Raw genomic sequence first — 26,597 nt, forward strand, 5'->3', positions numbered from 1 at the left:
AGGTTTATTAGCTGACCCTTTAAAGGGGAAAAAAGTGCTAGGATATTTCCTTATATTCAATCAAGAACGATTTTAACCAGAGGTAATTATCCATTATCCATTAATGAAAACCTATTTAGGATTGCTATAACTGATAACTGAAAAAGACTAATAACTGAAAATGAATATCTATCAAATCTTAAATCAAAGTCAACGTCTAAGAATTAGTGATAACCAGATTGTACCTATTCTCAGCGGTTGTGAAAATGTGAATCGTCTTTTAGTTTTAATTTGGTCACAATTGGGCGATTTTGATAACCTAGAATATGCTTGGTGGTTACAAAGAGAATCAGCAAAATTGCAAGCATTGGGGGTGACAATACGAGCAATTGGTATTGGTAATTATGCTTCTGGTAAGAAATTTTGTGAATTTACTGGGTTTCCGACTGAATCACTATTTGTCGATCCAGATGCTAAATTACATCAAGAATTAGAATTATATCAGGGATTAACTTTTAAGTTCCCCTTATTAAATATAGGTCAAAGTGCTTTCTTGAATTTGATGATAATGTGTGCGGGTATTGGGAGTCCGGGTACTTTAGCAGAAGTGCTTAGAGGTTACACAGGAGATAAAAAAGCACCTCAATTAATTGATGATGATGAAGTAATTCATGCTAAACCTTTACCACCTCTAAAAGGTTCATTTTTTAATATGGCAGGTGGAAAAGGTTTTCAACGTCCTTTTGAATTAGCGACACTGAGGTTAAGAAATATGACCGAAGTTCTTAGTAATTGGTCAACTTATGTGCCTAATTCTGCTTATTTGACTCAAAGAGGTGCAACTTTTTTATTTGACAATGGGGGAAATTTGCTGTATAAACATTGCGATCCTGGTATTCTGGGTTTTGCCGAGAATAAAAGTAATCCTCTATCTTTTTTAAATAAGAACTAGGGAACAGGGAGTAGGGAGTAGGGAGTAGGGGAGTAGGGGAGTGGGGGAGTGGGGGAGTGGGGAAAACCAATCAATGTTAGGGTTTTCCTATTATGATGCTCCCTTATAACAGAGCAGCTATCTTCCTCTGTAATTACCATTTCTCCTGATTCTTAACTCCTCACTCCTGACTCCTACCCTAATAAACGTTGCAAAGAAATACTTGCTGCTTGAGACACTTGAGGATGAGTATCTTTTTCCAAATATTTCAAAGCAGATACACTTTTCGGAGTAGACATATTTCCTAACGCTTCTGCTAACCTTTGACGAATCAACCAATCTTCGGAAGAGGCAAATTTAAGAATATGATCTACTGCTTCTAAGTCTCCAATTTCTCCTAAAGCGGCGATCGCTGCTTGTTGTATTACTAACTCCTGACTATCCAAAGCTTCTATCAATAAATCGTGGGCACGTTTATCTTTGATGTTTCCCAGAGAAACGGCTGCACTAAAACGTACTAACCAACTGGTATCTTCATAAAATGCTCGCGCCAGAGGTTCAAACGCTCTAACATCCTCCAAATAACCTAAAGCTCCTGCTGCATCAGCACGAACACCATAATCTTCGTCTTTTTCCAATAATTCTACTAAAATTGAGTAGCATTCCTCTGTCTGTTTCACACCCAGAGCAAATACTGCCATCGAACGTACTGGTAAGTTGGGGTCATACAATACTTTTTTGATGAGAGGCACCGCTTCAGTCGCAGATACTTCCCGTAGAGAAGCAAGAGCGAGGAGGCGATCGCGAGAATTTTCGCTATCTAGTTGAGCGGATATTTGTTCTAAACTTAGATTTTGCATATTTGACCTTTAGTTTATAAAACTTTACATTTTATTCATATTATAATCAATAATTAGGACTTACGCAAAACAGTTAATTGTACACCATTTGTAGGGGCGAACGGCCGTTCGCTCAATAGACATCTCCAATAATAAAAATTAAAATCAATTATCGTACAGAAATAATCAATTTTTTCTCCCTACTCCGTCTTTTATGGAGATGTCTAATATCTTGGTTCTGCGTAAGTCTTGATTCAATCAACCTATTCTTTGTAAAATTTAATATGGTTAATACTGCCATCTTCCTTCAAAGATTTAACTGCAACTTTGACATTTCCATTCTCAACAAGATTTTCATTATCGAAATTCTTTGGCTCTTTTTCCGTATAAGGAATACCATCAATTTCATAAGTAACCTTTTTGCCAGTAGAAGACTTTTTAATTACTTTGGCATCTAAAATATCTCCTTCTTTTAATTGAAGAGCTTTTTTTGATTCCTCTATTTTTTCTTGTCTTTGAGAAATTGTAGGTTCAGAAATATTAGAACTATTATCTACAGTTTCACCAACAGGAGCAACTTTATAATATTTCATTAACCGAGATGCCCAACCCAAAATTTTTAACATTACTTGAGGATTATTCTCATATTTTTTGAGATGTTTTTTACAGGTAATTTCCAAGTTTTCGTCATATTCAGGAGTTTTTTTACTATGTCGGGTATTATTTCCATTTCTTGCTAAAACTTTTAAATATACAAAAAAACTAGAACCTATATTATCTCTGTTAGTAAATTGTAGATAAGAAATAATTTTTCTCAACTCATTGACATCGGTTTCTTCTATAGTCAAATCATTGGCTATTTTATGAGCAATATTCCATTGTTCGTCTGTTAAATTTTCACTTTGAGAGTCATTTAGAACCATTAATAATTTCCCTCCTTTGGTTCGCGGTTAGTTGGATACTCTAGCACTTCAGCTACTCCTGCTAATAGATTTTTATCCAGCAAATTACTATTGTGAGCATCTGCAATTTTTTGAGTTATAAATTCCTTTAATTCTGTTCCAGTTAAGTTGTTACTTTCTGGAGGTGTATAATTAGAATAGCGATTTTTCAAATCTTGCTTATTTTGGAAGATATTAGCTTCAGTTACTTCTATTTTAATAGTACCAAAACCTACTGGTTTACCTGCACCAACTTTTAAAGCAAGGGGATAATTATCGTCTAATCCCAGAACAATAAATAGAGTTCCTAATTCTTCTGGTTTTAAATTTTTAAACTGCAATTTAGTGGTAAAAATATATTTATCTTTAGCTTGCTGTACCGGAATACCTTTATCTTTACCTTTGTCAATTGCTCTATTCGTATTGTAATAAAATTTTCGACCTCTAACTTTACCTTCTTCATTAAAATAGATAGGATTTTTTTTCCCCTCATCATTAATTTCCGGTCTAGGACGATTTAAAGAAGGCATAAAACCTACAGAACTAACTTCTTTATATTTAGCATCTGTAAATTCAATTAAACCTTGCCAACCCATAGCACCAAATACACGACTAGCAGGACAAAGTTCATCTAGAGAACATAAACTATTTCGATGACCAAATGGTAAATATTTTCGAGGTATTCTACTATCATATTTGTTTGTAATAACTCCTAAAGTGCTATTAGTAATTGCCTCATAAACAGAACGAATACAACCTTTCAAAGAACTACCTTGAATTATCAAACTATTATTCATGTCTTGAGTCATAGTTTTAATCAAAGGAATTGAGTTTTTTCCCACATCAGTACCTAAAACAACTATACCTGTAGAAATATGTAAAGCTGTCTTGACTGTGAGATTTAAGAATAAATTTCCATGTAACAAATCACCTTTAAATTTACTGTGTCCAGCAGGAGATTCTAGGTGGGGTGTTCTGCCAGAAAAGGGGATTAATTGATATGGTTTAGAATCAGGATTTTCTTCAGAGTGATTATTAGTCATTTTGGTTTTTTACTACAATTGTTAAAGCAATAAAATGTACAGTAGCAGTTTGAGAATCCATAAAATAGCGTTGAGCTATATTTAGATTATCGTCAAGTTCTACTTTAAATTTTCTAGGAAAGCGAGTTTCTATTTCTGCTGTTATATAAGGAGTAATATATGTTCTTTTAGCTTCCCAAGTTTCTAACTCTTTTTTTCTATAAGCAACAATATTTCTTCTTTTAGTTTCCCAAGTTTTTCCTACAGGTTTAAAGTCAGATATAGACTGAGGTATAGAATCAGAATCACTCAAAACTAAAATTTGATAACCTTTCAGATTTTTTTTCCAACGCAACTCTAAATCTTGGTTAAACATTTGCCCTTCTATACCAGGAAATTCAGATGGTATTTTTTTGACAATACCGCTTACTTTATGAGGAAAACGTAGGAAATAATAACTATTTTCATCAGAAATTTTAGTTAATAATTTGTTCAACTCATCGGGATTATTTATTTGTTTAGTTCCGACAAAACTCATGCTGCTTTTCCTCCTAAAAGTATACTCCAAACTTTAACCGCTCTTCTAAATAAATCCTGAACTTGCTCATCTCCATCCCAAGTTAATTCAACTCCAAATCCTAATTCCATTGGTTGAGCGACGACAGGAGTTTCTATTTTATCGGGTTTAGGAAAACCATAATTTTTTGCCTCATCTTCTGATAAAAATTCTCCAGCTCCTAATAAAAAATTATGGGGATGGAACCATGATTTTTTGTCTTTGCCAAAAGTAAAAATTTGCTTTTCTTCTACTTGACAACTAGGATATTTGACAACTGCGGAATTATATTTAACTTTCACAGTTCCTAACCCACGAGATTTAGCAAAACCGATGCCAAACCAACCTTCATTTAAGTCTCTCAATACCAAACCAATTAAACCTAATTGAGCTAATGTAAAATTTTTCAGATGAATTTTAGTCTTAAATTCTCCAGAAGTACAAACTTGAAAATTAAAAGGTCCGACTGCTACAGAACCGAATACTCTATCAATTGCTACTCCATTTCTTTCCTCTGTTTTTAATTGTTTAATATCGATAGGATAAGCATCTTCTATTCTGATACGACTAGCAATAGAAGTATTACCAAACATCTGGTCTGTAAAAGACGATTTATGATAAATTTCATGGGGTGGTAAATCTTTTAAATAGTCATATTCACCTTGATTTACAGGATTACTTGCCCAAAGAATATCGGGATTTTTTTCATCTCTTTTTTCCCTACCAACTGTCCTAACAATTCTTTCAGCATGAGCGCGAATAGCACCTTTTAAACTACTACCTGGTAAATAGATAGATGGCTCACCATTGTAGTAAGTTTGAACAAATTCCATCTGAGGTTTTGTGGGGTCAGCACCTTCTCTTCCAGACTTAATTAATATTGGTCTGTCGGGAATTAAATTAATATCAATAGTGCAATGATTAACGAATCTTTTGTGCATAATTACTATGGTTAATTTTGATTGAGGTAAAAGTGTAGGGTTCGTTAGGCGCTTACTACAAACTAGGATTTAATTCTAAAAAATAACAAAGCGCCGTAACGCACCTTTCAGTATTTTGTACAAGAATAAAATTATTTTTTCTATGAGGTATTGAGTAGTGGATAGACACTTATGCAATGGTGCGTTACGACGGATTATTAAATATATTTCATAGTCTAAACTTAAACCGTCTAACACACCCTACAAACTAGGATTTAAGTCTAAAAAATTACAGAGTGCCGTAACGCACCGTTGAGTATTTTGTACAAGAATAAAATTATTTTTTCTATGAGGTATTGAGTAGTGGATAGACACTTATGCAATGGTGCGTTACGACGGATTATTAAATATATTTCATAGTCTAAACTTAAACCGTCTAACACACCCTACAAATTTTACTGAATCTCTACTTCAACAGTGGTAGAAACTTTTTGTTTAAGATGATTAATTAATGCTTTTACCCAATCATCTTTCAGCTCCTTTCCATCATCAAAAGTAGGAGTTTTCTCACTAACTAATTGTTGCAAATACCCAATTAATTTCTGGGGGTCAGTTTTTGTCGGGTCTTCTTCATTCCTAGCATCAAACCAATTCATTTTTTCTATTTCTAATTTCACAACACCTAGACCGCGCGATCGCCCACCCCCCAGTGGTATTTGTTCCGTTTCAAACTGATGCAAACCAACCATCAACAAACCCAACTCCCAGTCTTCAGCATTTTCGACAACTGCTTTAAACAGAAAAGGCGTTCCTCCAGGTACAACCTGAAAATCATAAAGTTTTCCATCTGCTGCGGTTTCGGTATCTCTGTCGATCGCTACCCCGTCTCTTTCTTGATATTGCCCAAACCAGTTTTCGGGTAAAACGGTTAAGTCGCGCACCTGAAATTTACTGGCAACCCAGGGGGAACCGAAAAGGTGGGAAATGAGGTCTGTTTTTTCTAATATTGCTGCTGTTAGTTGAGCGTCGTTAGTGTGTTTTTCCTTTAGCTCCTTCATTGCTTCTGCTGTAATACACCATTCCTCATTGACTGCGGGGTTAGCAACCAACCGGGGGTTGCTTCCCAAAATACCTCTGAGGAAACTTTCCAGACGGGAGCGCAATGCACCTTTGAAACTGGAACCCGGTATTAAAGGTTGTCCGAGTACGTCTTTGACAACGGGTAAGTCTGAACCGATGGGTTCAGTGGAACGTGCTGCACCTATGCGTAATGCGGTGACAGTTGTGAGTTTTCCTTCTATTTCTAAGCGGTTTTTAAATGTATCAAACATAGAATAATTAGGGGTTATCGTTGACATAATTATGTTCTCCATAGTGACGGAGTTGTAAAGTATTACCTGAAGTTAAACAACTAACACGACGATCTTTTGGAAGGTCAAAATGATCTAAATCTTTGTGCTTACCACTATAGCGACGAAGGCGAAAAATACCATCCTGTTTTACAGCACTAATACCATCTTTATTCATATTTAGAATACAAGCTAACCTAGCCAGATTTTCTTGTAAGATAATTCTTTCATATTTTGGTTTATCTTGATAGTCATCTAGAAAGCTTCGTTCGTATTCAATTTTAGGAAATTTTAGTGGTTTATCTTCTGACAAAAACTTGTTTTTGCATTGTTGATAAATTAATTGCCCCCAAGTTGATAAAGTCATTTCTTTTTCAAGAACAAAAACCCAATCTTTAGGAACTTTTTGAGCTTCTTCCCAAGAAGTTAATACTTCTCCTTGAGACATCATTGCTAAAGGAACTTTATGAGGTTTAACCTCAAGTAATTTAATATCAACAGGAAGTCTTGGTATTTTAATTAATTCATTTGATCCTTCAAAAATATAAATTATTTCATGTGCATAAAACATTCCTACAGTATTCATATATCCCTGAACAGCTTTAAATCCACCTACCAAATTAAAGACTATTTTTGCTTGTGATTTATATCCTTCTGTAAGCTCTTGTATCCAGGGTATTATTTCCGCAATACCTTGAGAAAATTCATCGGTACTTGCTGTAGAAAAATTAGAGTTTGATTGGTAAATATTTGTATTAGTAATTCCCTTGTCTACTAAAAACTCTCTAATCATTTCAGCAGTAACTATTCCTTGGGCAGTATTTGTAGCAATTAACCAATGAACGTCTTTATTTCCTTTTTCTGGTTCGTTATTATAGAAACCATAAATACCATTTAGTTCGGCACTTATTCTCCTAATTGTTTTTTTGTCACTCTCTTTTAATTTGTTTTCTGCCCTACCTTTTAACTTTTGAATAATTTCTGCAACTTCTGGGTAACTTTTTTCTACTTCATCTACCTTAAAATTAGTAACTTCTCGCAACTGATAGAACCAATTTGATTCATCCTGCTTTGTTGCTTCATTCTCCTGTGGGCGATTAATTTGATGAGTTAGTAAGCTTGTGCCTACTGTAGAAATAACTACATTATTTTCCATAATTTTTTCCTTTTTGAGTATGAAATACTAGATATTTGCTTTAAGCAGATTGACCTTTTCTTTTGTAAACTAAATAACGGGAACCATATCCTAAATAACGACGGATTAACTCTAACCAAATATAATTAGTCAATTCATTAGTCTGAGTATCCCCCGCTATTTTTTTTGCAGTATTTTTAATTTCATTATTAATATCATCAATTATTTTGTTTGCTAAAGACTCTTTTCCTCTACCCCATTTTTTGTCACGCCCTACTTGATAAAACAAGAAGTTTTTTATGACTTCTGTACTTTCGGTAGTATTTGCAACTTCAAGTAAATTCCGAAATTGTGATTCTTCTAACTTACCGTAAGATTGTGTATCATCTAAGGCATTTTGTATAGCAATTACAAGTTTATCTTCAACTTGAAGTATTTCTTTTTGAATCTTTAGTTGTTGTTTAGCTTTTAGGGGTTGGTTCATACTGCCTCCTCTCTAAATATTAAGTGAAATTCATCGCAAATTATGACCTGACCAAAACCTTCGAAAGTACGCTCTCCTACTCCCTGATTTTCTACTTTTCCTAATCCTTCTAACCAAGGTTCTAATTGTTTCGTACTAAATAAATAAACTCCTCCTTTTCTAGTTATTAATTCCACATCTTTCATTAAACCCCAGGCAGAGTTCCAACCGGATAAATAATCGTAGGAACTATAGGCAACATGAAGTTCTAAAGATGAATCTTCCACTCCTGAAAATTCCTGTAACATTTCTGGAGAAATAACCATAGTTCTTTGCCAATTTTCTGTCAGAATAGCATCTGATTGTAAGTCTAGGGTAAAGTAAGTTCTATTTTTTAGCGATGGTTGTTTTTCTTCTTGATTATTAAATACTTGCCATTTTTCCCACCTCTCTTTTAATTGCTCGTTAAAATCTGTGATTCGTTCTTCTAAATTTAGTTTAATATCGACAACTTTAGCAGTAATTTCTACTTTACCTAATCCTCTCGACTTGGAATTTCCGAAACGAAATAAATCGTTTCTCTGTTTAATAAAATTTGCCAGTGAGTCTGCTAATTTATCGGGAACTAAAATTGCACTACAGAATATTAGCTCTCCATTTTTTTTACTTTTATCTTCGGTTATTACTTTTTGAAGTTCGTTTATTACTTCTATACTATACAATACCTCCTCTTCTGAAGTTGCTCTTTTTCGATTAATACCCGTCCTGGTTAATAGACGTTTGCTTGTAGAATGTTGATAATATTTTTCTTTTTCTTGATGATAGCTATAAAATCCACTAAACGGTTCTACCCTACCCCCATCTACAGGACAATTTGGGTCGTAAAGACAACCATTTATTTCGGCACAAAAGCGATCGATTAAAGTATCAAATACTCCATTATTTTCTAGAGGTTTATCTTTTGACTTAAATCCAGGTTTAGTTTTAGAACTTACCGCAGTAGTAGGTAAAACTTTCACATCTTTTTGAGTTCTTATTTCGTTTTTAGTTTCTACATTTTGTGGTTGCTTAGTTTTACCTTTACCTTTTACCTTTTTTGCATAATTATCTTTAATTTCTACATTTTTTGCCGGATAAGCATTTTGAAATATGGCTGGATTTTCACTCAAAAATAATGCCTGAAAATCACCTCCATTTTCTGCTTTTGATAAATCTTCAGATTCATTACCCGATTCTTGAATTATTCTTGCAGCAATTGCTCCTCTAATTACTGAACCAGGAATATAATCCATTGTTTCATTAATTGAACTGCCCGGTTTCTGACGACTAATTGCCAGAGGAGATAAAGCCTTAATTTCTAATTCTATCTTTTTCATTTCTCTGATTATTAATTATATAGATTACTCAGAAATTTTTAGGTCACGAAAACCTCCCTCCAAAACTCTCTCCTGCCAGGAGATAGGCTTTAATCCCCCCCCACCAGCTTCAGGAAAGGGGGCAGGCGGTGAGGTTTTTACTAATTACTGAACTAGCCATATTATCCATTGTTTGATTAATTGAACTGCCAGGTTTTTGACGACTAATTGCTAAGGGAGATAGAGCTTTAATTTCTAATTCTATCTTTTTCATTTCTCTAATTATTATAGATTACTAAAAACCTCTGGTAACCTCTTCTCCCCCCTTTCAAAGCTATCCCTTATAAGGAACTCCTGAAAACTTTGTGGGTAGCAGGGGAGCAGGGGAGCAGGGGAGAAAGAGTCATAGTAGCTAAGTAAAACTACTTAAATTTATGAAAAAATGTATTAATAAGTACATTTTTTCTGTAGAAAAAGCCGCTCCAAGACTTACACATAACTCGTCTGTGCATGTCAAGTTTTATGTGAAGAAAGATGTTTATAAAGCATAGCTTTCAAAGGGGGGTTGGGGGGATAATTTTTTATGATTCATCACTTCCATTCACTACCTCTGCTTTTGCTAAAAGTTCCCAGACTTTTTCATCCACTGAAATTTCTGGAAGTTCCCATGTTAACCATCCTAAACCAACAGATTTACTTCCACCCAAAGCATTTATTTGTTTGAAACCAGCCCAAATTAATGCCTTAGCATAATCTACATATTTAGGATTAATATTTGGCTGAATTAAAATCTCTCCTGTAAATTTTAAATGAGCATTAACTGGAGAAGTTTCTAGGAAATAAAGTTTGTTTTCTTCTGCCACTCCCCGCCGACGATTAATTGTAACTCCCGGACGTAATATCTCTGGTAAATATTCAGGATTTTCTTCACAAATTAGGTCGTTAAAGATAATTCGGGAGGGTAAAGAAGGATTACCAAAAATTTGACAAATTAAACAGTGATAAATATCTTTCCCATTAATTTTGTCAGAAAATTTATATTCGTCAATCCAAAAATTTTCTGTTAAACCTACTCTTTGAGGACACATAGTTTCGGGGTTGGGAGATTCACAAACTGCCCAGTTAAGTCCTCTGGCAATTTTTTCACATTCATGGCGCAAACGACCTTTAATTTGAGAAGCAGGAATTAATAAATTTCCTTCGGCATTTCTAACAATTGGTTTATCTGCTAATGAACCGGAAGAACCTCCCGCTCCGACACATAATGCCGTATCTATAATAGCAGTAATTGAATAAGTTTCTACAGAGTTTGTTAACTGTTGAAGAGAAATCATTGCTTAACCTCCTGTTTTGTTTGTAGTAGATATAAATACCTGAAATAATTTAAACGTAGGTTGGGTTGAGGAACGAAACCCAACATTAATCAAGTGGCTTAATCATAATTAATTTGCTTGGCTTGTAGTAGATAGACACAACGAAAATAATTCAATAAACGTAGGTTGGCTTAAGGAACGAAACCCAACATTAATCAAGTGGCTTAATCATAATTAATTTGCTTGGCTTGTAGTAGATAGACACAACGAAAATAATTCAATAAATGTAGTTTAGCTTAAGGAACAAAACCAAAGATTAATAGAGTTTATTAATCATAGTTAATGACAATAAAAGCATGGAACTAAACCTAAAATTAATAAGGTTTTGTTGGGTTTTGTTCCTGAACCCAACATACTAGGTTATTTTTTTTCTCTGTCTCTGTTTCTACCTCGATAAAATCATAAATATCTACTATTTCTCGCCAAATTGTTTCATAAGTTGTTTCCTCTTTAGCTTCTGATTTTTTTTCCTTTTTATCTTCTGAATTTTCTTGGTCTTCAACTTGGGATATCCAAGGTGCTAAATTACCATTATTGGTTTTTGCTGCACACCAAGGTTGTTCAAATTTTTCTTCTAAAACTCTTTTATTTTCCGGTGTTTGTAAACGACAACGAAAATAACGATAATTCAGAATTGCTGTCTTTTTTCCTTTCTCCAAAAAACTACGAGTTTGATAAATTTGCGACCTAGGAAATTTTGACTCTTTTAATGCTTTGACTGATTCGATTAAACCTCCTATTTCATGTAATGTATAAGGAGCTGCATATAATTTTAGTTTGGTAGGTTTTGTTTTGAGTTTACCTTCTATTTCCTTAATTAATCCTTGTTCTCTAAATTCCTGAATATTGGAAGAAACCATTGTCACTGACTTCAAACTTAAAAAGTCTATTGTACCTCCTAAATAATTTTTCTCTTTTAATTTTTTAGCTCGTTTTTTGGCAGATTTTAACAGTTGATCTGTTAAGTTTTGCGCATAATAAACCGGAGTATTTTCCGCTGTAATTAAAACTCCCGTTGACATACTCAGGGAGGATTTATTTTCATAATAAATAGGAGTATATTTAGTTGAATCACTCAAGGATAATTCATTTTCATTAGCTGCTTCTTTCAAATAACGATGTATTTTTTTTGCGTCATAAGTAGATTCAGAGTTTGCTGGTTCATAACCTGTTTTCTCTGCTAAGATTTCTTCAAATTTTTCGCCGATAGTTTTGGCAATTTCCAAAGCTTTATTAGCAGGTACAATTAACATCACATCATCACCTCCTATTGCCAATATTTCAAAAGGATGAATCCAATGCTCATTACGATTTTCATTATCTGGATCGGTGAGATTTTTTAATTGGTGTGGATGGAGATGTTCTGCTAGAGCAAAATAAACCGATTTTTCCGTTGCATCAAAAATATCTTGACTAAATTTTTTGTACTTTTCCGGTGTTTTAATTTTCTGAATATATCCTCCCATGTTATTACCATCGGCATAAATATAAGCAATAAAACCCTTATAAACATTTCCTAATTCTCTGAGACTTCTTGCTGTTTGTAATCGACGATATTTTGGATTATATTTTTTGGCTAATTCTTGGTTTTTTGGCTCTGCTAAAAACTCTTCAAATTTAGTTCCCCAACTTTTCAGATATTGGCGTTCCTGAACTAAGATGAAAAAATAAAATTTTAATAATCTAAAGTATTGTTCATTCAATAACTTAGAAATAACCAAAAAATACAAATCATTAGCTGTGTCTGGTTGCCAAGTAAAACCTGCTTTTTCATACCAACTTTGTCGAGAATCTCTTTTAGTCTTTTGCCCTACTAAATGTTTCCTGGCTAATACTTCCGAATAATAGGGATTATTAGGTAAGTCTACTTGCGCTACTGCTATCCGCCGATCGCCTTCATCTCTCCGCATATAAGGATGAGTTTCAAACATTGGCGGATATCTCCGACTGGGGCGATTATTGTTAACATCATCATTGCCGTTTCGACGCTGATTAAACAATGTTGCTAATTTACTGGTTAGTTCGTTGAAACTTTTCCGATTTTGGAAATTTTCTCTTATTTCTTTTTCTACTTCTTCTTTGGTTTTTCCTTTAATTAATCCAAAGTAACTTTCTACTAATTTATCTCTACAATTTTCCAAATACCAATCTAACCAAGGTGTATTTACGATATTTTCTCGGAGCAAACCAAATCGTATTTCTAGTAGTCTAAATGTACTTCCAACTGCACAGGAATTTGCGGTTAAAGTTTCTTCTGTATAGCGTTTTTCGATGGCATTTGCTAAGTCATCTACAAAAGCTGCTGGACAAAATGCCAGAATATTTCCCCCGGTAGAATAGATTATTAATTCATGGATTAATGCTTGGGAAAGTCCGGGAAAGTTTCTCTCTTCATCTAGCCATTTTCTACTTTTTGTATCAGGCTGAAAAAATTCTTTCAAATCTACTAAATTTATCTTATCTAAGATTGCCGATGCTCCACGAATATCTGTTAGTTTGGCAGCCTCAAAAACGTATTGTTTGATTTTAGTTGCTCCACCATAAACTAAACCTATTGGTGTTTCTTCATCCCAAAGTTCCTTATATTTTTCATTTTTCAAATCTGTAATTTTTTCGGGAAAATAATTATCAATATCTTGCAGTTTTTGTACTTTATTGATTATGTTTTCTAGCTTTTCAGCAATTTCATTTTCCTCTGTGGGATGAGACATTTTTTCTAATGTAGAATTAGAAAGTTTTTCAAAAGTTGGGATGTCAAACTTTAGTTCTTTTTCATTTCCCCAAGCCAGACACCAAGCAATTCCTTTGTATATTTTTTCTAACATAAATTTTTTTAATACTTAATTTGTAGGTTGGATTTTTGGCTGTCGCTGACATAAAAAGCGAGAGCGCAACCCAACAAATTATTTTGCCAGACTACCTGTACTTCATAATACTTGTACTTGGAATTTGCTATAATTTTATAATTTAGCGATCGCGAAACTTCTCTTTAGTTAATTATTACCGAAAAATTAAGCTATAAAGCCTTCTTTATATCGGAAATTTTGTTCTAACTGTTAATAGTTTAACATCATGTAGAAAAGCCCTTTTCTAGATGCCGATTTTGACCTCTAAAATTTGACATCTGGCAAAAATATTGTCAAAAATTGATTTTTTAGTCCACTTGACAGGGAAGAAAAGTAGAAGTTAGTATATATGCAGTTAAAAACCTTGATAAATAAATAGTTATATATTTTTAGTCATTTCTTACTTGTTAAGGGTGGCTAAAGGGTGGTTTTTTATTTATCTTTTGTAGGTAAACTTCCCAAACCCTAATCCCTATTTGAGGGATTGAAACCAGCAATTCCAAGCGCACCTGCATTTGCAGCCTTTGCCACTTCCCAAACCCTAATCCCTATTTAGAGATTGAAACGAAAAAGGGCGAACACCGTTCGCCCCTACAAAACACCTTCTCAGAAATTAAACAACGAAACTTTCTTACTCTCCACAACAACTCAACACTTTTTCCACAATAACATCCGGCACACTAAAAGTTTCCCCAGTTATCCAAGGACCAGCTATTACTTCCAAATAATCTTTATTATTCTCCAACTTAAACAACTTTTTTTCCAACACACTATGAATAACAACCGCTGGTTTTAAACCTCTACAAAAATCATGCCATTTCCCAACCTCTTTCTCAGAACTACTAATAATAATATAGTGACTGCACTGCTCCAATATAGGATGTTTTTCAGGTTGAACTTTCCCACCCACATCAACCAAAACTATATCCATTACATCCCGAATATTTTTGATAGCTTGAGCATGATACTTAAAGTAGTCATTCATTAATTTTTCACTATTTTCTAATTGATGAATTTTACGAGTATAGGTATCTTTTAAATCTTTAGCTTTTTGGCGATCGCTCATTTCTAAAGCCCAATTTCCCTCCCCATCCCAATTAGCTCGCTGGGTAAATACTTTTAAGTTTTTATCTTTCTCAAATAAAGAACGACGCAAAGCATAAGAAAAAACACTTTTCCCACTATTAGGAGGTCCGCCGATTAAAATTGCTATTCCGGGAGTACGATTAAACATAATCTAAGTTTAATTATTATCAAAAATTGTAATAGTAAGGTTTTTTTCTAGTTAAAATTAAAGTTACCGAAAAATTAAGTTCTAAAACCTCTCAATTTATGGAGAAAAAAGAAAAAAATTCTTACCAAAAAATAAGGGTTTAAAGCCTCTCCTTTAAAGGAGAAAAAAGAAAAAAAATTCCCTTTTAATCAATCCTCTTCTTTTCAATAAGAGGTAATTATTAATTATTAATTATTAATTATTGAACTCCTTCCCAACATTCAATCAGTTTGTTGTTGGGTTTCCTTAACGTCAACCCAACCTACAAAATGCTTAATTATTAATTGTTAATTGTTAATTATTCGGTAATTCTAAAGTTAATATGGAACCAATAGTAACAGCATGAGTATGAGTAGAAACGACAACGGCACCAAGTCGAGGATCGTAACAACCAACCCACGGTGCGGGATGGCATTCGTGAACCAAATAAGCATATAACCATATCGGTGCTTTACCTTCTATGACAACACCTTGTTGCCACTGAATATTCGGGGGTATTTTCAAACCTTTTAAGTCAGCAGGTGTAATAATACCGTCTGGTGTAGTCATCTCAATATGAAGATGTTGATATGGCATTCCATCAGTAGTTTGATGGGAAATTAATTTAAGTTGTATAGATGTCATTTCAGTTATCAGTTATGGGTTATCAGTTATCAGTTATCAGCTTTCAGTTATTAGTTTTTAGTTATTAGTACCTCCAAGACCTTATTTTTTTACTATTGATATTCTAACATGATGTAGAAGACAGCTCTTCTGCTCAGTATTTGGCCTCATAATATAGAAATATCCTCTTCTACAACTCCGTATACTTAAATATTAGGAGGAAAAAATTATGAGCATCAAACTCACAGAAAGATTTCAACAAGCATTGGTATTAGCTTACAACTTACATTCTCAACAGTTACGCAAAGACGGACGTACACCTTATATTGCTCACCTTTTAAGTGTTACTGCTTTGGTATTGGAAAATGGTGGGAATGAAGATGAGGCGATCGCTGCTTTATTACATGATGCAGTAGAAGATAAGGGAGGTATGGCAACTCGTCAACATATTCTGGAATTATTTGGAGAAACAGTTGTTGATATTATTGATGGTTGTACGGAGTCGGAGACTATTCCTAAACCACCCTGGGAAGAGCGAAAATTACGTTATCTTCAGCAAATATCTAATGGCAGTAAATCTGTAAAACTTATTTCTCTTGCTGATAAACTGCATAATGGGAGAGACTTATTAGCTGCATTACGTCAAGAAGGAAAAATAGTATGGAGGCGCTTTAATGGAGGTAAAGAAAAAACTTTTTGGTTTTATCATTCTTTGGTTTCCTGTTATGAAGATGATAATTATCTCAAACAAGAATTTATCAGAATTATTGCTGAATTAGAAAAGTTTTAGGTGTATATAAAATCAGCTTACTTTGGAGAATAATATTTTACTATCAGTTTTGGTAAAAACTCCTTTGGTAGGGGTTTGGTCACCAAACCCCTACAATTATGTTTACTTATCCCCTACTTCCCTATTCCCTAATTAATCATAATTAGCTAACTCTTCCTCTGCCTCCAATTTCAATTTTTCTCGAATAGAAATAGGAGCAATAACTTCTCCCTTCGGCCGCCAATCTCTTAACCGCATTAAAACATTAATATCTCCATTTCTTATCCATCCCCAATAATAAGCATCTTTGGGAGAACGTGCCTTAATAATATTCAATAACTTTTGTCTTTTTTGGGGATTTTTTATTTCTTTTTGAACTAACTTTGATAAACTTTGATACTTAATAGGTTTAAATGTCTCATGTCGCACAGTACCATCCACATACCCACGGGCAAACTTAGGTTCAAATCTCATTATTAACAAATCCCGTGGCAAATAAAAATTAAATCCCCAAGCTTTTTCTAGTTCTTCTTCTACAAATTCAACAGTTGGTAATTTGCCTTTTTTCCATAACTCAGACAATTTCTTTGGTATCTGAGAATTACCCCATTTCAAAATAGTTAATTCCTCCGATACTATTCTGTCTAAACGATAATTATGCCAGCCAAATTTACCATCAGGATCTGTACCAAAAGCAGTTAAATATTTTGCCCGACGTGCATAATGTAGACAAACTGGATAAACTATTATTTCTAGTTCTCTTTCTGTTTTCGCTATCCAATATTGAAACTTAATTACTCCCCCTGGAGATTCATGCCACAATTCCTCTATTTGTTGATGATAATTATCAACTCTATCTTGAGTTTCATCTGACAGAATATAATCTAAATGTATAAATATTCTTTTTTGTGGTTCATCTCTTACTAAAGACTTTTGTTGAGTTGTTTTTTCCCACAAAGATTCTACTACTAATTCTAAATTAGGTTGTACAAAAGAAAGCGACTCTAAAATCTTTAATAACTCCCAACTTTGAGTCGAGGATAATTCTGAAGTATCCCATCTTTCTGTTTTAATTAGAGGAGGCTGAGGCCAGTTTTTTTGTGGTTGACAGTGATATTCTCCTACTTGAGTTTTTGATTTTTGTAGCCATCCTAACTTAGCTAAATATTTTAAATCATCTCTAATAGTACGATGTACTGTCGCAAAAGGACGCTGCTCTATTTCTATAACTTCCCCACCCATTTTATCTCTAATTTTCTGTTGCCACTCTTTAACTGATTGAGGATAAATTTCTACTTTGATTAACTCTTTAATTGACTTTTTACAAATACAATTTTCGTCCGGACATTCCGTTTTTATTTGTTCTGTGGTGAAGCGATCGCTCAAAGGATGTTCCGGGGAAAAAAATTCTTCCCGGAAGTCAATGTAACCAAAATTTTTTGGTAATTTGGCAGCTAAATTATTTTTTTCTCCGTAAAAATAATTTAATAAAACCCATAGTCTAATTGAGCGATTAAATCTATCTCCTAATCGCCCTAATGCTAACCAATCTAATATTTCTGGAGTTGGAAAATAGCTAAAAAAAGTCAAAATTTAAAAGTCAAAATTCAAAAGTGAACATTTAGATAGGGGGGTAACTGTCGAATTGGCGATGTAAATAACTTTAAATTTTTGCTGTGACTCAAAATTAATAGCTGAAAACTGATAATTGATATAGCTAAAAAAGAATTTGCCCTTAATAATTACTAATGATGAATCAAGATTGTGGAAATGTTTTTCCAACTGTTCCCTTTTCCCTGTTCCCTGTTCCCTACTATAACTGAAATTATGTTTCATCTTCAGCAATTGTAATTAGTTCATCTGCAAGAGTTAGAGAAAACTTAGCATCCAAACTAGGAGCTAAATAAATACCAAAATTATTATCTTTATCTTGAACTTGAGAGGCTATTTTCACCCCTAAACAAATTTCATTACGAGATTGAGCAGCAAATACACAGTCAGCAAAAGATAATTTGCCAACTTTTTCAGGAGGAAAGAAAAGTTCTATCGGTTTAATATACATTTCGCTACCTTCTGCCGAAAATAAATTCCGGTAGATTAACATTACATCTGGTTCTTGAGATACCTGAGCTAAAATTTTAGACACAAATTGATTAGAAAGTAAGAAGTCTTGAACCCCGGCTTTAATTACTAAATCTGTTTCTTCCGAGTCAGCAAGTTCTACTACTAATTCTGTTGTAACTGGGTTTCCAGTTTCTTCCTTGTATTCTTGGAATATTTGCCTAATTTCTAGCAATGTTGTCAGAGTTTTAGCATCAATTTCTTCAGAATTTTTACCTTTACTAGCTAAAATTGAGATACTATTATATTTATATAATTCGAGACTTTTGAGTTCTTCAACAACATCTACATTTATTTGCCTAATTTGCATCAAAACTTGAGGATAAGCTTTACGAATTTCCTCAAACTTGGCTTCAATTTCTGATGTTAATTTGTGAGTTACTAGATTAACTTCTGAACCTTCAACTACATATTTAGCGTATTCTCGGAGACAGATAGGAGTTTTGGAGTTCCAACCAATAATTAAATGTTTTTCTGTTTTTCTGTCAATGGTTTTTCTGACATCAACATAACCTAAAATTTCAGGTTTAAGTAAAGGTTCTTGGTGAAATTTAATTTGGGAGTCATCTTCTGCTAAAATAATTATTGATTCAGCATTTTTTAACTGATAATTGCTATCTGGTTTGATAATTACATCCCCATTTTTATCCCGTACACCTAAAGGAATACTTTGATAAAAATGAAATTGTAATTCAGAAAAGCTGAGGTTTTGCCAATCAACTTGAGGATGGTAAAAATAAATTTCATTTCCGGCAAAACCTACGATATTTAAGTATACTGTTGCTAACCCTACAGACCGTGAAGTTTGGACTAAAATTCTCCCTAAAATATCAGCTTCATTCAAAGTTGTTACAGTTTGAGGAGCAATACTTTTCCCTAAAATACGATATTGTGCTGAGTGAATTTCAGCTATTATTGGTGGTAGAGATGATTTTTTTTCTTCATTAGCTGCTACAGTGGCTAAAATTGCTTTAACAACTCTCGCATCCGATAACTTTTTCACATCTTGTGGATCTGTTCCTTTCGCATCATTTAAAATTACTACCGATCTAGCAACTTTAACTCCTACTTTATTCAGATTATTTATATTTGTTACTACTCCACTACGAGTAACTACCCTAGTAGTTTTTAAATCTCCTAATTTTTCCCGGAGAAAATCATCCATATATTCCTTATCTTTTTCTGATATAATAACAATCACTGCATCAGATTCTGATTCATTAGCTATTACAAGCTCAGTAATAATATCAACAATTCTGTCATTAAAACCCAAAATTAAAGTATGGTTTTTTTCTACTACTAAACTTTTACCTTTCTTCAGCAAAGTCAGTCGTGATTCAAATTCTTGAGTAATAAAAGCTACTAAACTAGAGAACAGTACCAAGCCTAGAAAAATAGTTAATACCCCTACAGTTTTAGTAGAAAAATTTGCTTCGTCTCCCGTATCTCTAAGACCAATTAGTTGTACAAATACATCCCAAAGCAAATCGCTTTCTAAATCTTGATTTGGGAAAATCCACTCAGAAAGGTAACGTAGACCTGTCATTAATAGGAAAGTTCCAAAAAATGCTGATACTAATGCCAGAAATACCGAGAAGCCACCCTTTGACATAAAGTTGTCAAATTTATATTGAAAGCGTTCTTGCCAAGAAAATTTACTTTGAGCAGACATAGATTTTTTCTTCAAACTAATATAACTTTACACCGAACTGTTTATATATATCCGACTACGTTAGATAACTATAATTTTATTTGTCATTAATAATTATACTATATATGTATGTTTAAAAGAATAAGGAATTTTTTAGCAAAGCTTCTACATTGAAGAACCAGTAAAAAGCAACACAGGTAATTAACGACCTGTGTTGCTACCGAAAATGTTTGAAAAATTCTTGGGGCTATCAACAGTATTAAAATAATTGGACATGCGTTAAACATAAATAGACATTTACTATGATACACTAGATTTATGTCTAACTTATTAAACTCTTAAAAGAGGTGGCTGCTCAATTGAAATGCAATCAATCAAGACTAAATTAAAAGTTAACAATCAACAAAAAACAATACTTGCCAAGCACGCAGGTGTAGCCCCTGACTGCTTATAACTGGGGATTAGCTACTTGTATTTCTGAATATGAATCAAGCAAGAAACGACTGAGTGCCATCACTTTACATAAACGCTTGGTGGCTGAAGTTAAAAGTCAAAATCCTTGGTACTATGAAGTATCAAAGTGCGCCCCTCAACAAGCATTAAGAGACTTACAGAGGGCATTAAGAACTTTTTAACTGTCCCCAAACGTGGATTCCCTAAGTTTAAGAAAAAAGGGAAAAAAGACAGTTTCTATCTAGAAGGAAGCATTAAAATCCTCAAAGGAAACTATATAAAACTACCCAGAATAGGAATAGTAAAAACTTACTGTATCTTACCCTCTGTGCCAGTCAAAAATGTAAGAATATCTAAACGTGCAGGTGATTGGTACATTAGTTTTACATATGATTATCAACCCAACCCTACTACAAAAAAACGAGATGTTATCGGTGTAGATGTTGGTATAAATTCTCTAGCAACTTGTAGTGATGGAACAACCTACCCTAACCTCAAAGCCTATAAACAAGCTAAAAAACGATTAACTCGTTATCAGCACCGTGTCATCAAAAAAGAGCCAGGCTCCAAAAACAGAGCTAAAGCCATCAAAAAGCTAGCAAGACTACACAAAAAAGCGGATGCGACCCCGCGCCGTCGCACGGCGCAAGGGAACGCGCACCAAGCAGTAGCAGATATCAGAGTAGACACACTCCATCAACTGACAACATGGGCGAGCTTTGAACCACAGCACCATAGTAATAGAAGTATGACAATGTAAGTGGAATGCTCAAAAAGCGGTGCGACCCCGCGACGACGACAGCTCGCTTGCGGAACGCGCACCAAGAGATCATAAACTAGCAAGTGCCATAGCAGATTGTGGCTTTTATGAATTTAAACGTCAGCTTACATACAAATGTGAATGGTACGGCAGTGAGTTAGTAATAGCAGATAGATTTTACCCAAGTTCTCAAATATGTTCTCCCTATCGGGCATCAACAGAAAATGCCATTGAGCGAGAGAACTTATAATTGTGCTAACTGTGGATTTCAGGCTGACAGAGACTTTAATGCTGCTGTCAACCTAGAAAATTATGCACGTCAGTAGCTTGAGTTTCAAGCGATTTTAAGCCTGTGGATGAAGAAGGGACGTTGCATGCAACGTCCGTACACAGACTGCGGTCAGTGGTCTTCTGTGTTAGCGCAGCTTTGCGTTAGCAAAACAGGAAGTAGGGGCGAATGGCCATTCGCCCCTACAAAGCTCATGCAATCATTCATGGGTAAGTTTGGGTAAGTTTAGTAGAACGGAATTGGGAAAAAACATCTACTCTGAATATCAATAAAGATAAAATTTAGATAAGTAGAAAGTAAGCATTCAGCCGTCAGCCGTCAGCTATCAGCTAAGATGTTTATAGGGGTTTTCACGGCTCTGTTGACTTGCATTACTTCTGCCTTCTGCCCTCTGCCTTCTACCTTTAAGCCAAAATCTCTATATTCATTAGAATCATGAAAAGCGCGCTTACTATGAACGACCATATATTCAATTTTTGCTCCTAGCAATAGGGAATATAAAATCTAGATACACAACAGCTTATAATTCCCGTGCCTCCTAGCTATTTTCCCGTAGCTGTTTGCATAGCATTCCGTAGCTGATAGCTGAGTGCTAATAGCTGAATGCTTACAGTAGAAATAAAAAGCTAACAGCTAATAGCTGGTAGCTATTTGTGCAGCATTCCGCAGGAAATGCTTATTACATAGTGAGGATAAATTAGTCTGACTTTAATCCCAATAATTGAGGTAGATTTAGTTCTCAATTCTTGCTTGCCATTTTCATGTTTTTTGTATAGGTGTCTTGGTCGGTAATGACATAGAAACTATTAGCAGCAATACCCTCTTTTTCTAATAATCTCATTACACTCAAGCGAAATTCACGAGCAGCAGGAAAGTAACGAGCAGGAGTTATATAAGAAACGTATTTAATCACACGAGCATTACCTTCAAGACCATTGAACATGAGAGAATAATTAGGATAAAAACCATCAATACTTTTAAATATTTCGTCAATTCCCGCCATAATTCTCTCTACTTGATCTGCTGTAATGCCATCAATTTTTAAAGTTTCTGTAAATCCCCATTCTTGATCCTTAGCTTTATCTTGAGACCAGTTATCTACAATACCACTCACCATTCTAGAATTAGGCATTTTAATAATAGAACCCCACTCCCATAAATACAATTTTGTAGTTCTTAAGCCTATTTCTACCACTTGGATAAAACCACTTAATCCTGAAACTATTACCCAATCACCAGGTTTGTACAATCTATCAGTATAGATAATTACAGCACAACACCAGTCATAGATAATATCTTTGAACAACAAACCTAGAGCAACACCAGCACCACCAAGCAAACCAATAAGCGCTCCTGCTGATTGCCCAAAAAATACTTCTGCTGCTTTAATAGCTATGACAACAATTGCTGCAATGCGAAATAGTCTGGGTAAATAGGGAACCAGCAAATCATCAAGGTCTGTATCAGTGTGCAGAGTTAGGAACTCTAGCGCCTTACCTAACACGGGAGCTGCAGCGTAAACTGTATAAGCAATTAGAGCAATAACAGCTAAAGCAAGAAAATCCGATGTAATTGTTTTTAACTGAGGAGTTAAATTTTCTGCTAAAATAATCTGTATTATCCATAGTCCACCTACCAAAATTAACCAGGTCAAGGGTTTTTTGATGGCAGCAATTAATTGATCGTCTAAGTCAGATTCAGTATTAGCAGCAAGACGCTCGATGGACTTAATAATTACTCCAGCAATAAATCCCTGCAATATTAGGGTTAACAGCAGCACGCCAAATGCAAATATTAGTTTATAGGCTGGTATCCCAGCAATACTGATTGCTTCAATACTTGTCCAAAATGTTTGTAAGAATTCCATTCTTTATTCCTTAATCAAATTTCCATTTGAGATTATTGTTTCTCAGGAGAAAATATTTTCTATTTTACTCAACTGAGGGATAGTCTGATGCAAAGTCTAAGCAAATTTTTAGGATTCAAAAGTTATACTTTTTGACTAAATATAGTTTATATTCTGCTTTTATACTTTACCAATAATCTTTGTTATACAAAGCATTAAGAAAAATTTAATTTTTCTTAATATTGTTGGACTTTAAAGTAAAAATCCAAGTTTTTGTAATTCTCCCATAATTAGCTGTCTAGGTAATAGGAAATTATATAATTATTTGTTACCTAAAACTTATAGTTACCGACTATAATTTTAATATCCCGTCGATAGCTGATATTCATACTTGATAATTTATCATATTATTTGGCCGACAATTGCAATATTTGCCCTGGACTCTAGACAGTTTAGATTAATCACTGAAAGAATTTTAATATATGAAAATAATATAGATTTATACCAGGGTTGTCAAAGGAAAAGTTAGAATGGCAAAAAATGAATATTTCGATTTGTGAGTAATTTTTGCCAGAGATATTCCTATTTATTCCTGTATAGATAGATAATCTTGTATATATACATAGACTTCCTTTTATAACTATCATATTTGTTTGTAAAATATCAAATCACCTATAACTTAATATATTTAGAGAGGAGAAATAGTTATTTACACCTAAGATCAATAAGATCCAATTATCCTGGAGATAGCCGAGGCGATCGCAGCTTGATAAATACTAATAAACAAAGCTAAAAATTGTCAAAGTCTCTGATATTATTTCCAAAAATAAAAAATATATAGGAAAAAAAGATTATGAAAATCAACAAAAAAATCGAAGATAACCCGATTAAAGTACAGAAAAAATATCAAAAAATCAAAACACAAATCTATCTTTTTCTACATAGAATATTAACCATTAACAATGCTAGTAAACCACAAATACTAGCATTTTACACATCATTAATCTTGGGGGGAATTAGTTTAACAGTTGCAATATTAGGGTCATTATTATATACACTCGAACAAAAACAGACATTTGATAATGCTAAACAGCAAGCTCAACGGGCAACAGCTAGAGTTGCTCTTGAGATTGATAGGAGACTATATTTTGCCCAAAAATCAGCTATTTCTGTAGCCAACGACCTGAGTTCTGGCAAATTGAGCGATAGAGAATTATTAGATAGACTTAAATTAGAAATTGAAGAAAATACTGATTTTTTAGATGTTGGCGTTGCTTATAAACCCTTTGCTTATAGATCGGATGTTAGACTTTATGCTCCATATTATGCCAGAATAGATAACCAAATAGAGCTAAAGGAAACTAAAGTTAACTATACAAAACCTAAATATTCTTGGTATCATAATACCCTAAATAAAGGGGCAAATTGGGGTGAACCTTATTTTTGGAGTGACACTTCTCTGAACAGCGATCCAGTCGTCGGAATTTTTATTCCTTTTTATGACCGAAATACTAAAGATAAATCTCCACAAGGTATCGTATATAGCGAATATTCATTAACAAAAATTCTAGAGGTCGTGCAGTCTCTAAACTTAGGTAGAACTGGCTACGGATTTATTATTTCTGAAACAGGAACCTACCTTTATCATCCCAATGAAGAATATTTTAAAGCTCAACTAAATGTCTTTGATCTTACCTATCAACAGCAGGATGAACAACTCAGAGAATTGATTGTTCAAGCAATGAAAGGTGAACCAGTAGAAGCAAATTTAAGCGATACAGTAACAGGTCAAAATTCTTGGTTATTTCTGCGGAAAACTAATCTGAATGGATGGATAGTAGGAATAGTATTTATTGAAGATGAAATTGTTCCAGATTCATCAGTTACAAGAAGGAAATTAACTGCTCTGAGTATCGCCTATCTTTGGTCTGCTGTTTTTCTCTCTATTCTATTATTTAGAGCTTATATGGGGGGGGTAAAACGAATCTCATTAGTATCATTTATTATTAGTATATTATTTGTAGCAAATATTGGTTTTGTTTGGAGTTTAGTATTAGAAGCAAGAACTTATACAGCAACTCGAAACCTTTTGCTTAGTGATACTGCTGTCAGACAATTATTAGCTCCTCAAATACAGTTAAGTAAAGAATTAAATCAAGAACCTCCTCTAATTGTTCCTACAGGAGTTTTCATTCAATCATTTGATTTTACAAGTCCGAAAGATGTTTTTATTACGGGTTATATATGGCAAAAATACGAAGATGGTGTACATGATGATTTATCTCGTGGTATTATACTTGCTGATGCAATTGAAGATAGTGATTATGAACTAAGAGAAGATTATAGATATAAAAAAGATGGTATAGAAATTATCGGTTGGTATTTTGCTTATACCCTCCGTATGAGTTTTGATTTTAGCTATTATCCTTTTGATGATAAAGATTTAAAAATTCGGATTTGGCATCAAGATTTTAATAATGGAGAGTTAAATCGTAAGGTTATTCTTGTCCCTGACTTTCAGAGTTATTCTGTAATTAATCCACGAACTGCTCCAGGGGTAGACAAAAACATTGTACTTGGAGAATGGTATCTGAGGGATAGTTTTTTTGAGTACATATTTAACACATATAATACTAACTTTGGTTTGATTGATACTGTACCAAAAACTGAGTTTCCGGAACTTGAATTTACCATCATTCTACAAAGAGATTTCTTGGGTTTGTTTATTTCTAAAGTTGGACCAATGATTGTAGTTTTAACCCTATTATTTGCTGTCCTCTTAGTTTCTAATCAAGACCAACCCATGGAAGTTTTAGGATCTTGTGCAGGTTTTGTATTTATTGTTATCCTGGATCAGGTGACAGTTAGGCAACAAATAATTACTAGAGGAATTGTTTACTTAGAGTATTTTTACTTTATTGTTTATTTATATATTTTCTTGGTATCTCTTAATTTTATCCTCTGGAGTTTGAAACCACATTTTCCTCTTTTTAAGTATAAAGATAACTTTATTTTGAAAGCTTTTTATTGGCCAACTATGCTGAAGGTTTTGCTCATAATCACTATTTTGGTATTTATCTGAAAATAGGGAGTAGGGAGTAGGGAGTAGGGAGTAGGAAATAA

The 26,597-nt window shown here is 33.8% G+C and carries 23 protein-coding genes; 6 read left to right on the top strand and 17 right to left on the bottom strand.

Annotated elements, in window-relative coordinates; genetic code table 11:
* Positions 1-160: 160 nt before the first annotated feature.
* The gene (locus tag ACP6PK_RS06910) at positions 161-931 is read left to right on the top strand and encodes a peroxiredoxin-like family protein (protein ID WP_426558921.1); all 771 of its coding nucleotides are present in this window, start codon (positions 161-163) and stop codon (positions 929-931) included.
* Positions 932-1,104: 173 nt separating this feature from the next.
* Here ACP6PK_RS06910 and ACP6PK_RS06915 read toward each other — a convergent pair whose 3' ends face one another.
* From ACP6PK_RS06915 to crn3, 14 genes are all read right to left on the bottom strand, one after another.
* Entirely contained in the window at positions 1,105-1,770 is a 666-nt protein-coding gene (locus tag ACP6PK_RS06915) for a HEAT repeat domain-containing protein (RefSeq protein ID WP_426558923.1), read from the bottom strand.
* Positions 1,771-2,012: 242 nt separating this feature from the next.
* Positions 2,013-2,672, bottom strand: a complete 660-nt coding sequence (locus ACP6PK_RS06920) for a hypothetical protein (RefSeq protein WP_094677236.1) — start codon at positions 2,670-2,672, stop codon at positions 2,013-2,015.
* On the bottom strand, positions 2,672-3,733 hold the full coding sequence (locus ACP6PK_RS06925; RefSeq protein WP_426558926.1) for an RAMP superfamily CRISPR-associated protein: 1,062 nt from the start codon (positions 3,731-3,733) through the stop codon (positions 2,672-2,674). The genes ACP6PK_RS06920 and ACP6PK_RS06925 overlap by 1 nt, the downstream gene beginning before the upstream one ends.
* A complete protein-coding gene (locus ACP6PK_RS06930; protein ID WP_094677232.1) occupies positions 3,726-4,250 on the bottom strand; it encodes a hypothetical protein in 525 nt (174 codons plus the stop codon). Before ACP6PK_RS06930 ends, ACP6PK_RS06925 begins: the two co-directional genes overlap by 8 nt.
* Positions 4,247-5,209 carry an RAMP superfamily CRISPR-associated protein gene (locus tag ACP6PK_RS06935; RefSeq protein ID WP_094677230.1) on the bottom strand — a complete coding sequence of 321 codons (963 nt, stop codon included), beginning with the start codon at positions 5,207-5,209 and terminating at the stop codon, positions 4,247-4,249. Before ACP6PK_RS06935 ends, ACP6PK_RS06930 begins: the two co-directional genes overlap by 4 nt.
* Positions 5,210-5,643: 434 nt before the next feature.
* Positions 5,644-6,546 (bottom strand): type III CRISPR-associated RAMP protein Csx7, encoded by a 903-nt coding sequence (csx7, locus tag ACP6PK_RS06940; RefSeq protein ID WP_426558929.1) that lies wholly within the window; start codon positions 6,544-6,546, stop codon positions 5,644-5,646.
* Positions 6,527-7,693: a putative CRISPR-associated protein gene (locus ACP6PK_RS06945; protein ID WP_426558933.1), complete on the bottom strand. Its 1,167-nt coding sequence runs from the start codon at positions 7,691-7,693 to the stop codon at positions 6,527-6,529. Before ACP6PK_RS06945 ends, csx7 begins: the two co-directional genes overlap by 20 nt.
* A gap of 40 nt (positions 7,694-7,733) precedes the next feature.
* The gene (locus ACP6PK_RS06950; protein ID WP_426558935.1) at positions 7,734-8,156 is read right to left on the bottom strand and encodes a hypothetical protein; all 423 of its coding nucleotides are present in this window, start codon (positions 8,154-8,156) and stop codon (positions 7,734-7,736) included.
* Positions 8,153-9,511 (bottom strand): type III-D CRISPR-associated RAMP protein Csx10, encoded by a 1,359-nt coding sequence (gene csx10, locus ACP6PK_RS06955; protein WP_426558937.1) that lies wholly within the window; start codon positions 9,509-9,511, stop codon positions 8,153-8,155. Before csx10 ends, ACP6PK_RS06950 begins: the two co-directional genes overlap by 4 nt.
* 109 nt (positions 9,512-9,620) lie before the next feature.
* Positions 9,621-9,764 carry a hypothetical protein gene (locus ACP6PK_RS06960; RefSeq protein WP_426558989.1) on the bottom strand — a complete coding sequence of 48 codons (144 nt, stop codon included), beginning with the start codon at positions 9,762-9,764 and terminating at the stop codon, positions 9,621-9,623.
* A gap of 307 nt (positions 9,765-10,071) precedes the next feature.
* The gene (locus ACP6PK_RS06965) at positions 10,072-10,824 is read right to left on the bottom strand and encodes an RAMP superfamily CRISPR-associated protein (RefSeq protein ID WP_426558939.1); all 753 of its coding nucleotides are present in this window, start codon (positions 10,822-10,824) and stop codon (positions 10,072-10,074) included.
* 353 nt (positions 10,825-11,177) lie between these two features.
* Positions 11,178-13,688 carry a type III-B CRISPR-associated protein Cas10/Cmr2 gene (gene cas10 / locus ACP6PK_RS06970; RefSeq protein ID WP_426558941.1) on the bottom strand — a complete coding sequence of 837 codons (2,511 nt, stop codon included), beginning with the start codon at positions 13,686-13,688 and terminating at the stop codon, positions 11,178-11,180.
* Positions 13,689-14,340: 652 nt separating this feature from the next.
* Positions 14,341-14,943, bottom strand: coding sequence for a hypothetical protein (locus tag ACP6PK_RS06975; protein ID WP_426558943.1), 603 nt, complete (start codon positions 14,941-14,943; stop codon positions 14,341-14,343).
* Between the two features lie 333 nt (positions 14,944-15,276).
* Positions 15,277-15,606, bottom strand: a complete 330-nt coding sequence (crn3, locus tag ACP6PK_RS06980) for a CRISPR-associated ring nuclease Crn3/Csx3 (protein WP_094670694.1) — start codon at positions 15,604-15,606, stop codon at positions 15,277-15,279.
* Positions 15,607-15,814: 208 nt separating this feature from the next.
* On the opposite strand from crn3, the gene ACP6PK_RS06985 reads away from it, so the two are divergent.
* Positions 15,815-16,375, top strand: coding sequence for an HD domain-containing protein (locus ACP6PK_RS06985; protein ID WP_426558945.1), 561 nt, complete (start codon positions 15,815-15,817; stop codon positions 16,373-16,375).
* Between the two features lie 132 nt (positions 16,376-16,507).
* On the opposite strand, the gene ACP6PK_RS06990 is transcribed toward ACP6PK_RS06985, so the two are convergent.
* Positions 16,508-17,944, bottom strand: coding sequence for a TIGR03985 family CRISPR-associated protein (locus ACP6PK_RS06990; RefSeq protein WP_426558947.1), 1,437 nt, complete (start codon positions 17,942-17,944; stop codon positions 16,508-16,510).
* Positions 17,945-18,179: 235 nt separating this feature from the next.
* Entirely contained in the window at positions 18,180-20,147 is a 1,968-nt protein-coding gene (locus ACP6PK_RS06995) for a CASTOR/POLLUX-related putative ion channel (RefSeq protein WP_426558949.1), read from the bottom strand.
* A gap of 559 nt (positions 20,148-20,706) precedes the next feature.
* Between ACP6PK_RS06995 and ACP6PK_RS07000 the strand changes: the two genes are divergently transcribed.
* Genes ACP6PK_RS07000 through ACP6PK_RS07010 form a run of 3 tightly spaced genes read left to right on the top strand, consistent with a single transcriptional unit; the run spans position 20,707 to position 21,665 of the window.
* The gene (locus ACP6PK_RS07000; RefSeq protein ID WP_426558951.1) at positions 20,707-21,339 is read left to right on the top strand and encodes an RNA-guided endonuclease InsQ/TnpB family protein; all 633 of its coding nucleotides are present in this window, start codon (positions 20,707-20,709) and stop codon (positions 21,337-21,339) included.
* Positions 21,340-21,358: 19 nt separating this feature from the next.
* Positions 21,359-21,589: a zinc ribbon domain-containing protein gene (locus tag ACP6PK_RS07005; RefSeq protein ID WP_426558953.1), complete on the top strand. Its 231-nt coding sequence runs from the start codon at positions 21,359-21,361 to the stop codon at positions 21,587-21,589.
* On the top strand, positions 21,564-21,665 hold the full coding sequence (locus ACP6PK_RS07010; RefSeq protein WP_426558955.1) for a zinc ribbon domain-containing protein: 102 nt from the start codon (positions 21,564-21,566) through the stop codon (positions 21,663-21,665). The genes ACP6PK_RS07005 and ACP6PK_RS07010 overlap by 26 nt, the downstream gene beginning before the upstream one ends.
* Before the next feature lie 702 nt (positions 21,666-22,367).
* Here the strand turns inward: ACP6PK_RS07010 and ACP6PK_RS07015 are convergent.
* Positions 22,368-23,495 carry a mechanosensitive ion channel family protein gene (locus tag ACP6PK_RS07015; protein ID WP_426558957.1) on the bottom strand — a complete coding sequence of 376 codons (1,128 nt, stop codon included), beginning with the start codon at positions 23,493-23,495 and terminating at the stop codon, positions 22,368-22,370.
* Positions 23,496-24,327: 832 nt separating this feature from the next.
* On the opposite strand from ACP6PK_RS07015, the gene ACP6PK_RS07020 reads away from it, so the two are divergent.
* Positions 24,328-26,556, top strand: coding sequence for a PDC sensor domain-containing protein (locus tag ACP6PK_RS07020; protein ID WP_426558959.1), 2,229 nt, complete (start codon positions 24,328-24,330; stop codon positions 26,554-26,556).
* Positions 26,557-26,597: the final 41 nt, after the last annotated feature.

It is taken from the genome of Dapis hubbardiae BLCC-M172 (assembly GCF_050016015.1).
Classification (GTDB): Bacteria; Cyanobacteriota; Cyanobacteriia; order Cyanobacteriales; family Microcoleaceae; genus Trichodesmium.